The following is a 12,545-nucleotide window of genomic DNA, read 5'->3' as shown; positions in this document are numbered from 1 at the left end:
TCCGTCTCAAGCGAGGCGCATATCTTACCGCCTCCGTTTTCAGTGTCAAGCGTTTATTTTCGCTTTTCACTGCGATTTTCGAACCGGGGAATTTCCGAAAACTTCTTAGAAATTCAAGTGGTTGGAAAACCGCCTCGCTGATCGTCTGCAGCCCCGAAGGGTGTGTCGTCTCAAGCGAGGAGGCGCATTCTACAGACCTGCCGGAGGGAGTCAACAGGCTTTTTTAATTTATTTGAAAAATACCTTTAAGCGCTCTGCAGCGGGGATATTTGCGGTTAATTTATAGACAGAGCAACTAGATCGACAGTATGAGGATCCGCTGTCATAGATCGGCTATATCTCGGCTACACCGCTATGGGTTTGCCGCTTTCACTATAAGGAGCGAAGGATGTACACGCTGCCGGAACTGAAACAGGAGAAAAGCTTCGACTCAATCGCCATTATGACCAGTGGCGGAGACGCGCCCGGCATGAACCCCGCCATACGCGGTGTAGTCCGGGCCGCACTGAGCGAGGGAATCAAGGTCTACGGCATTCAACGGGGCTACAGCGGTTTGATCGCCGACGATATGAGCACACTGCAGTCAGGCTCGGTGAGTAATATCGTGCAGCGCGGCGGCACCGTATTGAAAACGGATCGCTGTATCGCCTTCAAGGACCCGGCCGTACGCGCAGCCGCTGCAGAGATATTGAGACGACGCGGCATCGGTGCCCTGGTGGTTATCGGCGGCGACGGTTCACTGACCGGCGCCCACCTGCTGGAAGAAGAGACCGGCATCCCGGTGATAGGCATTCCCGGCACTATCGATAACGATATTTTCGGCACCGAGGACACCATCGGTTTTGATACGGCGGTTAACACTGCCCTGGAAGCGATCGACCGTATCCGTGATACCGCCACCTCCCATGAGCGTCACTTTCTGGTTGAGGTGATGGGACGCGCCTCCGGCGCCATCGCTATCAATGTGGGCCTGGCCGCCGGGGCTGAGATGATACTGGTACCGGAACGCGCCATAGATGTAGCCGCAATCAGTAGCGAGCTTGCGGCCAGCCGGCGTGCCGGCACCGGCTCCAGCGGCATCATCGTGGTCGCCGAAGGCCCAACGCCTGGACTGACCGCTCGACTCGCGGAACAACTAAGGGAACAGGGACAGGATCCCAGGGTCTGCATATTGGGACACATTCAGCGCGGCGGCAGCCCATCGGGCCACGACCGGGTACTGGCCACCTGTATGGGCGCCATGGCCATTCGCTATCTGTGCGCCGGTTACTCCGATATTATGGTTGGAGTCAGGGATGGCAGTATCATCGATGTACCGCTGGATGATGTCATCCGATTCCGTAAGGGGTTAGATCCCAGCCTGCTGGATATGGCTCTTCAGGTACACCGATGACTTAGGAGGCGACATGAAGTTGCTGATACGCTTTTTCTTCCAGGGATTACTGGTACTTCTACCGGCTATTCTGACCATTTACCTGGTGTGGCTAATCGGACATACCCTCAACGACCTGATCTTCTCGATCATTGGCCATTTCCTGGAGCGCGTTATCGGCCTTGAGCTGCCGAGCTGGCTTGCCTCCATACTCGGCTTTTTACTGGTGATCGGCCTGATCACCGCCACAGGCATCCTGGCATCCATGTACCTGGGTCGGTTCATGCTGGAATGGTTCGATCAGCTGCTGCAGCGAATCCCGCTGGTGCGCCTGCTCTACACCTCGCTAAGCGATCTGTTTAAAGCACTTCTGGGAGATCACCGCGGTTTTGACCGCCCGGTTCTGGTTCAGCTCACGGCTGACCCGGGGATACGCGTGGCTGGTTTTATCACCCGGGATGACCTGTCCATGCTGGGACTAAACGATGATGTAGCGGTTTACCTGCCGCAGTCCTACAATTTTGCCGGCAACCTGATCATCGTCGCCTCAGACCGGATAACACCGATCGACGCCAAGGCCAGTCAGGTCACCACATTCATAGTCAGTGGTGGCGTATCCACCAGCAGCGAACGCAAGAAAAACGGGCTTATCCCCGACGATCTGCCACAAACGGATTAGTCCGGCGCTCCTCGCCAAAGGTGGACATGGGACCGTGACCGGGGATGAAACGGACATCATCCCCGAGCGGAAAGAGCCCTTCGCGAATCGACTGGATCAACGTGGCATGATCACCACGGGGGAAGTCGGTACGACCGATTGAGCCCTGAAACAGCACATCGCCTACCTGCGCCAGTTTGCTCTGCCGGTGGTAAAACACCACATGGCCTGGAGTATGGCCGGGGCAGAACAGCACTTCGAGCTGCTCATTACCGACACTCACCCTGTCGCCCTCATCCAGCCAGCGGTCCGGGGTAAAACCCTCAACCTTGCCGAAGCCGAACATGGCGCTTTGCTGATCCAGCCCGTCGATCCAGAAAGCATCCTCTTTATGCGGCCCGATGACGGGAACATCTGCTTCCCGCGCCAGCGGTGCCGTACCACCCACATGATCCAGATGTCCGTGGGTCAGCAGCACCTGGGTCAGCTTGACCCCCTCCTCCTTGATGGCAGCCTTAATCCGCTCGATATCACCACCGGGGTCCACAACCGCCGCTTCCATGGTCTGCTCGCACCAGAGCAGGGTGCAGTTCTGCTGGAAAGGAGTAACCGGAATAATGCGATATTTCATAGTCGGGCCATCAGCAAGTGAATGAACGCCCCAGTATACGCGGGGCGTTTTTCAAACCCAATCAGACCTTGAAGCGGGAGATCTGCTGGCCAAGGTCATCGGCGAGACCGCGCAACTGTTCGCCCTGGGCCGCCACGCTGTTTGCTGCGGCAACCGTTGCTTCAGACGCCTGGGAGATAGACAGCAGATTATTGTTCATCTCTTCGGATACGGTGCTCTGCTCCTCGGCAGCAGAAGCCACCTGCAGCCCCATATCGCGCACGGAGGTCATATCCTCGACGATACGTTTGAGTTCAATACCAGCCTGAAGCGCCTTTTCGACGCTCTCTTCCGCCCGGGTGCGGGAGCGGTCCATCACGTCCACTGCGCGCAGGGCGATCTTGCCCAGGCGCTCGTTCATATCCCGAATCTCTTCGGTGGACGCGCGGGTGCGCTGTGCCAGTTGACGGACTTCGTCGGCTACCACTGCGAATCCACGGCCAGACTCGCCCGCACGAGCAGCTTCGATGGCGGCGTTAAGCGCCAGCAGGTTGGTCTGCTCGGAAATCGCTTCGATCTGGCCCAGCACCTCGCCTATCTGCACAGTATCGCCCTGTAGCTGACGAATAACGGTGGCCGCTTCCTCAACTTCACTGGCCAGCTGCTGGATGCGGCTGACCGTATCATCCACATCGTGGCTACCCTCGTCCGCTTCATGGTCAGCGTGATCGATCGCACTGGCGGTTTCGCCGGCGCTACGGGCGACCTCATGAATGCTGGCAGCCATCTCGTTCATCGCCGTGGAGAGCAGCTCAGACTCCTGCGCCTGGCGATCGAGCGATCGGCTGGTCTCTTCGGCGCTGGTGGCCAGCTCGATCGCACTGCCGGTCAGCTGCGTGGTGCTGGCAGCGATACTCTGAATAAGTCCCTGGAACACCTCCAGGGTATTGTCTATCTGAACACCAACCCGGCCCAGTTCATCACGACTCTTCAGCCCGGTGCGTGCGCGCAGATCACCGTCGGCGACCTTGGCCATCACCTCGCTGACCTTGTCCAAGGGGCCACAGATAGAGCGTGCTACCCAGAGGGCGACAGCCGCCAACAGCAGCAGTACAAGGACCAGCTGAATCACCACGTGGAGGATGTCGCCGATAAAGGCTTCGTTAATATCCTCGATATACACTCCGGTCGCGATCACCCAGCCCCAGTCGGGAAAGGCACTGGCATAGCTGAGTTTGGCGTGTGGTTCTGGCTCTCCAGTCTTGGGCCAGGAGTATTCAAAAAAGGCGGAAGACTGGTTGGCATTTAGAAGGCCAGCCATCTGCTGAAAAATCGGCACCCCATCGCTGGTGCGGGTCTGTGCCAGGGAGGTTCCAACCAGGGAGCTATCAGCGCCATGCACCAAGACCTGCGCCTTGGCGTCCAGCACAAAGAAATAGCCATCGTCGCCATAGTGCATGCCCGCAATCAACGCGCTGGCGTTTTGCTGCGCCTGTTCGAGCGTCACCTCCCCCTGAGCAACCCGCTGCTGCTCCGCCTCCAGCATGGTACTGACATTTTCAACCAAGGCATTCAGTTGCTGCTGCCGCTCCGTGTACAGCGAAGCTCGCATATCCAGCAATGACAGCACCGAAAGGACCGCAAGCGAGAGGCCGGCCAGAAGAATGATGGTCCACAGTTTCGCACGAACACTCAAATCAGCCAGTTTCATGGCGAGTTCCCTTCTCCGTTGGCAAGAAGCCATCCGATGTTGGTTTTATGTATCCAAAAAAAGACGTTACTATTTATAGGGAGATTAGCACCAATGGGATTTCCGAACCAACCGTTTGCCCAGAGTTTTGGCGCTCTTATCATCGAATAGCCGCTCTGCCTCCCGGAGCGCATTTTTGTGCAGCCCCTCACGCTCCAGGTCGATTTTCCGGGCGACGCGAACCAGCTCATCCAGCCAGAAATAGCGACGCTGAAGCTCAAGCCGCTCCACCAGCATATCCAGGTCATGAAGATCGCCGAGATAGTCGCTCAGCTGTTTCAACCTGCGCAGCTGCTTGGCCTTTTTCTTCTCAGTAAGCAGTAAAGACTGGTAATAGACGCGCTTTACCTGTTTACGCCATTCATGCAGCACCTCTTCAGAGTCGTCGCGACGAGCCTCTTTCCACATATGCATACACTGGCGAAAGCTTTTACAGACCGTTTTTTTCAGCGCACGGCAGGGCATACCCTTGCGCAAATCGGCATGGACCTGCTGTTTCAGAGCCTGAAGCCGCGCCTCTAATGCATCCCAGTCCGGCGGCCGGCTCGCACTGGTCGCCTCCGCCCCATGCAGCAGGGCCTCCATTCTGTCGATCAACGCTTTTTCTTCGGGGACCAGTCCCTGCAAGGTTTCCAGCGCCACATCCGCGTCCCTCTGGCCGGAAAGGTCAGCGGCCAGTGTGCGACAGCGGCTATTCAGTTCGCGGTAGCTTTCCTCGGCCAGCGCCGGGCGAGCCAGACGCAGAAAAGCACGCAGCCTCTTCATACCCACTCGCACCTGGTGAATGGTTTCCGCCGAGCCAAGAGATTCACGCTGGCAGAGCGAGTCGAGCGAGGTATCCAACATATCGTCAGCAGCCTCGATCAGATGACGATCCAGCGCTGTGGTTACATCCTTGTGCTTACTCATAACGTCCTTTCTTGTCTTAACCTGCCCATCTAGCCACCTTCGCGCTCCACGCTGACCTCTGGCGCTCCGCCGGGCGGCACATTGACACTCACCACCATTGGCGCACAGCACACCGGACAGTCTTCGGTGTATTCCTGTTCCGGTTCAATGCATTCGATCAGCAACTCGATAGATTCACTGCACCAGGGGCACTGGGTATCTATAGTTTCCTGTGGGTTCATAACAACTCCTTGGCATTTTTATTATCGGGCGATGCATAAACCTCCAAGCCACAGGCATTTATAGCAGAGGGGCAAAACTTTGCTGTGCACCCGGTGGACAGCCTGCCTGCGGCACCCTAGACTAGCGCTACTTTTTATCTTGGTCGGGGTGCCCAACGCTGATTTCTTGCGAGATCACGTTATAGGGCTGAGATTAAACCCGCAGAACCTGATCCGGCTCGAACCGGCGTAGGAAATCGAGATACACCTATGCGACACATCCATGCTTGTTGTCAGGCTGGCTGTACGGTTCGTCCGTTACAGAGGAGCCTGGCATGACAGATTCAACCCCCATAGCCCTAACTATAGCCGGCTCTGACAGCGGCGGCGGTGCCGGTATTCAGGCTGACCTGAAGGCTTTTTCCGCACTCGGTGTCTATGGCGCCTCGGTCATTACCGCACTCACCGCCCAGAACACCCGCGAAGTCCGTGCTATCCACGACGTGCCCGCCGCGTTTATCGCCGACCAGCTGAACACCGTGTTCGATGATCTGGCAGTGAGTGCGGTCAAGATCGGCATGCTGAGCCGTCCTGAAACCATTCAGACCATCGCCCGCATTCTTAAAGAGCGCGGGTTGAGCAATATCGTGCTCGACCCGGTCATGGTCGCGAAAAGCGGCGACAAACTGCTGGCCGATGAATCGGTGGATGCCCTGCGCAGCGAGCTGCTGCCACTGGCGACTCTGATTACACCAAACCTGCCGGAAGCCTCGGTACTGCTCGACCTGCCTGAAGCCGGCAGCGAGCAGGAGATGCGCGAGCATGCCGCCGCGCTGCTGCGCTTCGGTCCCAGAGCGGTTTTGATCAAGGGCGGCCACCTGGCAGCCTCCGCCAGTGATGACAGCGCGGATCTGCTGCTTGATGCTGCGGCTGAGCGCTGGCTGCCCGCCAAGCGGATCAACACCCGCAACACCCACGGCACCGGCTGTACCCTGTCATCGGCGATCGCCGCAGGCCTCGCCAAGGGGCTTGAGATCGGCCAGGCGGTTGATGAGGCCAAGGCCTATATCACCGGCGCCATTGAGGCAGCCGACCGCCTGCAGATAGGAAGCGGGCACGGCCCGACCCATCACTTCCACCGCTGGTGGTAAGTCGTGGATATCCATCTCAGTAACGCCAGCCTGCACTGGCAGCATCACTGCGTCTTCAGTCAGCTGAATCTGACACTGCCCGGCGGCCGGTGGACCAGCATTCTTGGCCAGTCCGGGGTCGGTAAAAGTTCGCTGATCCAGCTGCTCTGCGGCATCGCCGACGAGGCCGATGTGCAGGGAGAGATAGCCTGTTCCGATGGCAAACCGCTCACCGGACGCGTGGCCTGGATGGCGCAGGATGACCTGCTGCTGCCCTGGCTGTCCGTACTCGATAACGTGCTGCTCGGCGCCCGGCTGACGCAGCAGCGCAGGCCAAAGCCTGAACAGATCGAACGCGCCCGCTACCTGCTGAGCCAGGTGGGCCTGAGCGAGCGCGCTCAGGTATTGCCGGCACAGCTCTCAGGCGGACAACGCCAGCGCGTTGCCCTGGCCCGCACCCTGTTCCAGGACTGTCCGCTGGTCTGCATGGATGAGCCCTTCTCTGCCCTGGACGCGATCAACCGGCTCAGGTTGCAGGATCTGGCGGCAAGCCTGCTGCATGACCGCACCGTGCTGATGATCACCCACGATCCGCTGGAAGCGCTGCGCCTGTCCGATCAGATCCTGGTGCTAGGCGGCTCGCCGGCAAAGCTTTCCTCGCCGATCACTCCGCCCGGGCGGGCACCGCGTCAGGTCAGCGATAGCGAGGTACTCAGATTGCAGGGCGAGCTGCTGGAGATGCTGGCGGGAGAAACCTCATGATGCGTCTGCTGCGCCCCCTGATCATCGCCCTGGGTCTTACATTGCTATGGCAATCTATTGTCTGGATCACCGGCGCGCCCAAGTTCATCCTGCCGGGCCCTGTGCAGGTATTTACCACCCTGTTCGAGCAGGCCCCGCTGCTCGCCAAACATGGGGCTGTAACCCTCGCAGAGATTCTGCTGGGCCTGGTGTTCGGCGTGATGCTCGGGCTGATAAGCGCCCTGTCGCTGGCCACCTGGGGCCCGTTAAGGCGTTGGTTGATGCCGGTATTGGTGATCAGCCAGGCGATTCCGGTATTCGCGCTGGCACCGGTTTTGATGCTCTGGCTCGGCTACGGCATGGCCTCAAAGATTGCTATGGCCACGTTAATTATCTACTTCCCGGTGACCGCTGCATGCTTCGATGGCCTGCGCCAGACTCCCACTGGCTATCTCAAGCTCGCCCGCACCCTCGGTGCCAGCAAACGTGCCCAGCTACTGCAGATCCGCCTGCCCGCCGCCCTGCCCGCCTTTGCCTCGGGCCTCAGGGTTGCAGCTTCCGTGGCGCCCATCGGCGCCGTAGTCGGCGAGTGGGTCGGCTCCTCCACCGGCCTCGGTTACCTGATGCTCAATGCCAACGCCCGCATGCAGGTGGACCTCATGTTCGCCGCCCTGCTGGTACTGGCGCTGATCGCCGTAACTCTTTATTTCCTGATCGATTTTCTCGCCCGTCGGCTGATGCCCTGGCAGGCGGACTCCCTGAATAAAGCCAAAGCCAGCAGCGCTGGCCATCAATAAAAAGAGGACATCATGAAACGTCTGACCACACTGATCGCCGCCTCACTGCTGTCGGCACAAGCCATGGCCGCCGACAAGGTCGAGCTGCTGCTCGACTGGTTCATCAACCCGGATCACGCCCCACTGATCGTGGCCCAGCAGCAGGGCTACTTCGCCGAACAGGAGCTGGAAGTCTCCATGGTCGAGCCAGCCGATCCTTCCATGCCGCCCAAGCTGGTGGCCGCCGGCAAGGCAGACCTGGCACTGACCTATCAGCCGCAACTGCACGTCATGGTCGATGAGGAACTGCCCCTGACCCGTATCGGAACGCTGATCGCCACACCGCTGAACTCCCTGGTGGTGCTGGAAGATGGCCCGGTAAAAAGCATCGCGGACCTGAAGGGCCGCAAGGTGGGTTACTCCGTCGGCGGTTACGAGGAAGCGTTGATGCGCGCCATGCTCGCCCCACACGATCTGTCGCTGGACGATATTGAGATGATCAACGTGAACTGGTCACTGTCTCCTTCGCTGATCGCCGGCAAGGTGGACGCGGTGATCGGCGCCTACCGCAACTTCGAACTGAACCAGATGGATCTGGAGGGCCATCCGGGTCGCGCGTTTTACATCGAAGAGGAAGGCGTACCCGCCTATGACGAGTTGGTGCTGGTGATCAACAACAAGGATCGCGGCGATGACCGCTTCGCCCGCTTTGTCGCCGCACTGGAAAAAGCCACCCAGTACATCGTTAACCATCCCGATGCTGCCTGGAAATCCTTCGTCAGCTACAAGCCCGATGAGCTGGATACCGAGCTGAACCGCCGCGCCTGGGCCGACACCCTGAGCCGTTTCGCCCTGCGCCCGGCCGCACTGGACGAAGCCCGCTACCAGCGCGTCGGCGCCTTTATGCAGGAACAGGGGCTGACCGACAGCAACCCGCCGGTTGCCGACTACGCGATTGTTCCTTAATCCGGGTTCCCTGATTTACGTGTTTTGAGGAGGCGCAAATGAGCTTCAGCGATTACCAAAAGCAACATCCATCCCTGCCACTGAGTGAGCAGCTGCGCGGCTATGCCGGCAGCGACTGGCAACAGGCGGTTAGCCATCCGTTCACCGAGGCGCTGGGCAACGACCAGCTCGACGCTGAGATGTACGCCCGCTACCTGGTGCAGGACTACGCCTTTATCGACACCCTGGTAAACCTGGTGGCGCGCACCATCGCCAATGCGCCGGCGATGCCGCCGAAAACCGTGCTTGCGGGATTTCTCGCTGCGCTGACCAGTGACGAGAACACCTACTTCCTGCGCTCCTTCGAAGCGCTGGGCCTGTCTGAAGAGCAATATCTGAACCCGGAGCTGCATCCGGTCAGCCAGGCGATCATCGATACCATGCAAGCCTCTGAGCAGAGCTACGAGCAGGCGATTATCTGCCTCTGCGTGGCCGAGTGGTCCTATCTAAGCTGGTCCAAAACCCAGGCAGCGAAACCCCGTGGCAGCCGTTTCTACCTGCAGGAGTGGATCGATATCCACGTATTGCCCGAGTTTGAGCAGTTCGTCGCCTGGCTGCGCAGCCAGGTAGACAGCTTTGCCAACCGCGACAGTGAAACACTGGAGCAGCTCGCCGAACTGTTCTGCCGCATGACCAGGCTGGAGCACCAGTTCTTCAGTGCCAGCCTGGATCCCACATCGATTAACGCCAAGGAGGTGCCCCATGTTCCTGTTTGAATCACTTAAAGCCGGCTGCAGCGAGGAGTGGCGCCAGTACATCGAGCATGACTTCGTACGTCAGCTGGGCCAGGGAACATTGCCAAGGGAATGTTTCCAGCACTACCTGAAGCAGGACTACCTGTTTCTGATCCAGTTCAGCCGCGCCTGGGGCCTGGCGATCTACAAAAGCGATGACCTGGATTCCATGCGCTACGCCCAGGCGGGTTTGAACGCCATGCTCGATACCGAGATCGGCATGCATGTGCAGTACTGCCGCGACTGGGGCATCGATGAGAAAACCTTGAATCACCTGCCGGAAGCCGCCGCCACCGTGGCCTACACACGCTATGTGCTCGATACCGGTATGGCCGGTGACCTGCTCGACCTGCATGTAACCCTGGCGCCTTGCATTCTCGGTTACGCCGAGATCGCCCAGTGGCTTGCCGCGCAGCCCGATACGGTACGTGAGGGCAACCCCTACAACGACTGGATCGAGATGTACTTGAGCGAGGAGTACCGCGAGGCGGCACAGACCGAATTGGAGCTGCTGGAAAAACTCGGCGCCGACCTGCCTGAACCGCGCCTGCGCCAGCTACAGAACCGCTTTCGTACCGCCACCCGGATGGAGGTCAGCTTCTGGCAGATGGGCCTCGACCTGACCGAATAATGATCGCCTGTCGCTCAAATCAGCACAGATAAGCACGCATAAGCGCACATAAGGATAAAAAAGTGACCCAGCAAAGCAGTGAACTGCCACTCAATCAAAGCGCCCGTGTCGATACCAACTCGGTACAGCCGTTTCCAAAATCGCGCAAAGTCTACGTGGAGGGCAGCCGCCCGGATATCCGCGTGCCCATGCGTGAAATAAGCCTGGACGACACCCCCACCGCCTTTGGCGGCGAGAAGAACGAGCCGCTCTACGTCTATGACACCTCCGGCGCCTACACCGACCCCGCTGCCGATATCGACGTGCGTAAAGGGCTGAGCCCGCTACGTGAGCAGTGGATTCTGGAGCGCGACGATACCGAACTGCTCGACGAGCTAACCAGCGAGTACGGTCGTGCCCGAGCTGCTGATCTGCGCCTCGACGAGCTGCGCTTCGAGCTGACCCGCAAGCCGCGTAGAGCCCAGGACGGCAAGAATGTCACCCAGCTGCACTATGCGCGCCAGGGGATCATCACGCCGGAAATGGAGTTCATCGCCATCCGCGAGAACATGAAGCTGGCCAAGGCACAGGCCGAAGGCAGCATTGCCCAGCAGCATCCGGGGCATAACTTCGGCGCCAACCTGCCATCCGAGATCACGCCGGAGTTCGTGCGCGATGAGGTCGCCGCCGGCCGCGCGATCATCCCCTGCAATATCAACCACCCGGAACTGGAGCCGATGATCATCGGCCGTAACTTCCTGGTGAAGATCAACGGCAATATCGGTAACTCGGCGCTCTCCTCCTCCATCGAAGAGGAAGTGGAGAAGATGACCTGGGGCACCCGCTGGGGCGCCGACACCATCATGGATCTCTCCACCGGCAAGAACATCCATGAAACCCGCGAGTGGATCCTGCGCAACTCCCCGGTGCCGATCGGTACCGTGCCGATCTACCAGGCGCTGGAGAAGGTTAACGGCGTGGCCGAAGACCTGAACTGGGAGGTGTTCCGCGACACCCTGATCGAGCAGGCGGAACAGGGCGTGGATTACTTCACCATCCACGCCGGGGTTCTGCTGCGCTACGTGCCGATGACCGCCAAGCGGATGACCGGCATCGTCTCCCGCGGCGGCTCGATCATGGCGAAATGGTGCCTGGCGCATCACCAAGAGAACTTCCTCTACACCCACTTCGAAGAGATCTGCGAGATCTGCAAGGCCTACGACGTGGCGTTTTCACTCGGAGACGGCCTGCGTCCAGGCTCGGTTTACGACGCCAACGACGAAGCCCAGTTCGCCGAACTGGAAACACTGGGCGAACTGACCAAGATCGCCTGGCAGCACGATGTGCAGGTGATGATCGAAGGCCCCGGTCATGTGCCGATGCATATGATCAAGGAGAACATGGACAAGCAGCTCAGCGAGTGTGACGAAGCGCCCTTCTATACGCTCGGGCCGCTGACCACCGATATCGCACCGGGCTACGACCACATCACCTCCGGCATCGGCGCCGCGATGATCGGTTGGTACGGCTGCGCCATGCTCTGCTACGTAACGCCGAAAGAGCACCTGGGTCTGCCCAACAAGGATGACGTAAAGACCGGCATCATCACCTACAAGATCGCCGCTCACGCCGCGGACCTGGCCAAAGGCCATCCGGGTGCGCAGATCCGCGACAACGCCATGTCCAAGGCGCGTTTCGAGTTCCGCTGGGAAGACCAGTTCAATATCGGTCTCGATCCGGACACCGCCCGCGCCTATCACGATGAAACCCTGCCGAAGGAGTCCGCCAAGGTGGCGCACTTCTGCTCCATGTGCGGACCCAAGTTCTGCTCCATGAAGATCTCCCAGGAGGTCCGTGAGCTGGACGAGACCCAGGTCGCGGCGATCAATGCCCAGGCCGACCTGGGTATGCGGGAGAAATCGGAAGAGTTTCGTGACGCCGGTGCGCAGATCTACTCAAAGGTCTGACGCGACTCAACATTAAAAAGAACTATGCATTAAAAAGAACCAGGCATTAAAAATGCCCCGGCCTTTCGGTCCGGGGCATTTTT

General features: G+C 59.2%; 14 protein-coding genes and 1 riboswitch. Of the genes, 10 read left to right on the top strand and 4 right to left on the bottom strand.

What is annotated here, in order from left to right:
* The 3 genes from CLV83_RS22720 to CLV83_RS19670 all read left to right on the top strand — a co-directional run.
* A partial coding sequence (locus tag CLV83_RS22720; RefSeq protein ID WP_207894966.1) for a hypothetical protein occupies nucleotides 1–227 on the top strand: 227 nt, incomplete at its 5' end.
* Nucleotides 228–388: 161 nt separating this feature from the next.
* Nucleotides 389–1,393 (top strand): 6-phosphofructokinase, encoded by a 1,005-nt coding sequence (pfkA, locus tag CLV83_RS19675; protein WP_132296680.1) that lies wholly within the window; start codon nucleotides 389–391, stop codon nucleotides 1,391–1,393.
* A gap of 13 nt (nucleotides 1,394–1,406) precedes the next feature.
* Nucleotides 1,407–2,051 (top strand): DUF502 domain-containing protein, encoded by a 645-nt coding sequence (locus tag CLV83_RS19670; RefSeq protein WP_132296677.1) that lies wholly within the window; start codon nucleotides 1,407–1,409, stop codon nucleotides 2,049–2,051.
* On the opposite strand, the gene CLV83_RS19665 is transcribed toward CLV83_RS19670, so the two are convergent.
* From CLV83_RS19665 to CLV83_RS19650, 4 genes are all read right to left on the bottom strand, one after another.
* On the bottom strand, nucleotides 2,020–2,661 hold the full coding sequence (locus CLV83_RS19665; RefSeq protein ID WP_132296674.1) for an MBL fold metallo-hydrolase: 642 nt from the start codon (nucleotides 2,659–2,661) through the stop codon (nucleotides 2,020–2,022). The two genes, CLV83_RS19670 and CLV83_RS19665, sit on opposite strands and share 32 nt — an antisense overlap.
* A gap of 61 nt (nucleotides 2,662–2,722) precedes the next feature.
* Entirely contained in the window at nucleotides 2,723–4,351 is a 1,629-nt protein-coding gene (locus tag CLV83_RS19660) for a methyl-accepting chemotaxis protein (RefSeq protein WP_132296671.1), read from the bottom strand.
* A gap of 84 nt (nucleotides 4,352–4,435) precedes the next feature.
* On the bottom strand, nucleotides 4,436–5,299 hold the full coding sequence (locus CLV83_RS19655) for a CHAD domain-containing protein (RefSeq protein ID WP_132296668.1): 864 nt from the start codon (nucleotides 5,297–5,299) through the stop codon (nucleotides 4,436–4,438).
* Between the two features lie 29 nt (nucleotides 5,300–5,328).
* Nucleotides 5,329–5,520, bottom strand: coding sequence for a zinc ribbon domain-containing protein (locus tag CLV83_RS19650; RefSeq protein ID WP_104005447.1), 192 nt, complete (start codon nucleotides 5,518–5,520; stop codon nucleotides 5,329–5,331).
* 134 nt (nucleotides 5,521–5,654) lie between these two features.
* Nucleotides 5,655–5,772, top strand: a riboswitch (TPP riboswitch).
* Between the two features lie 62 nt (nucleotides 5,773–5,834).
* Here CLV83_RS19650 and thiD point away from each other — a divergent pair.
* The 7 genes from thiD (at nucleotide 5,835) to thiC (ending at nucleotide 12,462) form a co-directional block, all read left to right on the top strand.
* Nucleotides 5,835–6,650 (top strand): bifunctional hydroxymethylpyrimidine kinase/phosphomethylpyrimidine kinase, encoded by an 816-nt coding sequence (gene thiD / locus CLV83_RS19645; protein WP_132296665.1) that lies wholly within the window; start codon nucleotides 5,835–5,837, stop codon nucleotides 6,648–6,650.
* A gap of 3 nt (nucleotides 6,651–6,653) precedes the next feature.
* Complete coding sequence (locus CLV83_RS19640; protein WP_132296662.1) at nucleotides 6,654–7,391, top strand: ABC transporter ATP-binding protein; 738 nt, start codon at nucleotides 6,654–6,656, stop codon at nucleotides 7,389–7,391.
* Entirely contained in the window at nucleotides 7,391–8,167 is a 777-nt protein-coding gene (locus CLV83_RS19635) for an ABC transporter permease (protein WP_132296740.1), read from the top strand. Before CLV83_RS19640 ends, CLV83_RS19635 begins: the two co-directional genes overlap by 1 nt.
* Before the next feature lie 12 nt (nucleotides 8,168–8,179).
* Complete coding sequence (locus CLV83_RS19630; protein ID WP_132296659.1) at nucleotides 8,180–9,112, top strand: ABC transporter substrate-binding protein; 933 nt, start codon at nucleotides 8,180–8,182, stop codon at nucleotides 9,110–9,112.
* Between the two features lie 38 nt (nucleotides 9,113–9,150).
* Nucleotides 9,151–9,867 (top strand): TenA family protein, encoded by a 717-nt coding sequence (locus CLV83_RS19625; RefSeq protein WP_132296656.1) that lies wholly within the window; start codon nucleotides 9,151–9,153, stop codon nucleotides 9,865–9,867.
* Entirely contained in the window at nucleotides 9,854–10,516 is a 663-nt protein-coding gene (gene tenA, locus CLV83_RS19620) for a thiaminase II (protein ID WP_132296653.1), read from the top strand. The genes CLV83_RS19625 and tenA overlap by 14 nt, the downstream gene beginning before the upstream one ends.
* A 62-nt stretch (nucleotides 10,517–10,578) precedes the next feature.
* Nucleotides 10,579–12,462 carry a phosphomethylpyrimidine synthase ThiC gene (thiC, locus tag CLV83_RS19615; protein WP_279387537.1) on the top strand — a complete coding sequence of 628 codons (1,884 nt, stop codon included), beginning with the start codon at nucleotides 10,579–10,581 and terminating at the stop codon, nucleotides 12,460–12,462.
* Nucleotides 12,463–12,545: the final 83 nt, after the last annotated feature.

Origin of the sequence: Marinobacterium mangrovicola (assembly GCF_004339595.1) — a bacterium.
In the GTDB taxonomy this organism is placed as follows: Bacteria; Pseudomonadota; Gammaproteobacteria; order Pseudomonadales; family Balneatricaceae; genus Marinobacterium_D; species Marinobacterium_D mangrovicola.
This window is presented reverse-complemented; position numbering and strand designations above follow the sequence as displayed.

Excerpts from the sequence above, each read along its gene's own strand:
- tenA (WP_132296653.1), top strand. The coding sequence starts at position 9,854 with ATGTTCCTGTTTGAATCACTTAAAGCCGGCTGCAGCGAGGAGTGGCGC.
- CLV83_RS19630 (WP_132296659.1), top strand. The coding sequence starts at position 8,180 with ATGAAACGTCTGACCACACTGATCGCCGCCTCACTGCTGTCGGCACAA.
- CLV83_RS19635 (WP_132296740.1), top strand. The coding sequence starts at position 7,391 with ATGCGTCTGCTGCGCCCCCTGATCATCGCCCTGGGTCTTACATTGCTA.
- CLV83_RS19665 (WP_132296674.1), bottom strand. The coding sequence starts at position 2,661 with ATGAAATATCGCATTATTCCGGTTACTCCTTTCCAGCAGAACTGCACC.
- CLV83_RS19625 (WP_132296656.1), top strand. The coding sequence starts at position 9,151 with ATGAGCTTCAGCGATTACCAAAAGCAACATCCATCCCTGCCACTGAGT.
- CLV83_RS19670 (WP_132296677.1), top strand. The coding sequence starts at position 1,407 with ATGAAGTTGCTGATACGCTTTTTCTTCCAGGGATTACTGGTACTTCTA.
- thiD (WP_132296665.1), top strand. The coding sequence starts at position 5,835 with ATGACAGATTCAACCCCCATAGCCCTAACTATAGCCGGCTCTGACAGC.
- CLV83_RS19650 (WP_104005447.1), bottom strand. The coding sequence starts at position 5,520 with ATGAACCCACAGGAAACTATAGATACCCAGTGCCCCTGGTGCAGTGAA.
- CLV83_RS19660 (WP_132296671.1), bottom strand. The coding sequence starts at position 4,351 with ATGAAACTGGCTGATTTGAGTGTTCGTGCGAAACTGTGGACCATCATT.
- CLV83_RS19655 (WP_132296668.1), bottom strand. The coding sequence starts at position 5,299 with ATGAGTAAGCACAAGGATGTAACCACAGCGCTGGATCGTCATCTGATC.
- pfkA (WP_132296680.1), top strand. The coding sequence starts at position 389 with ATGTACACGCTGCCGGAACTGAAACAGGAGAAAAGCTTCGACTCAATC.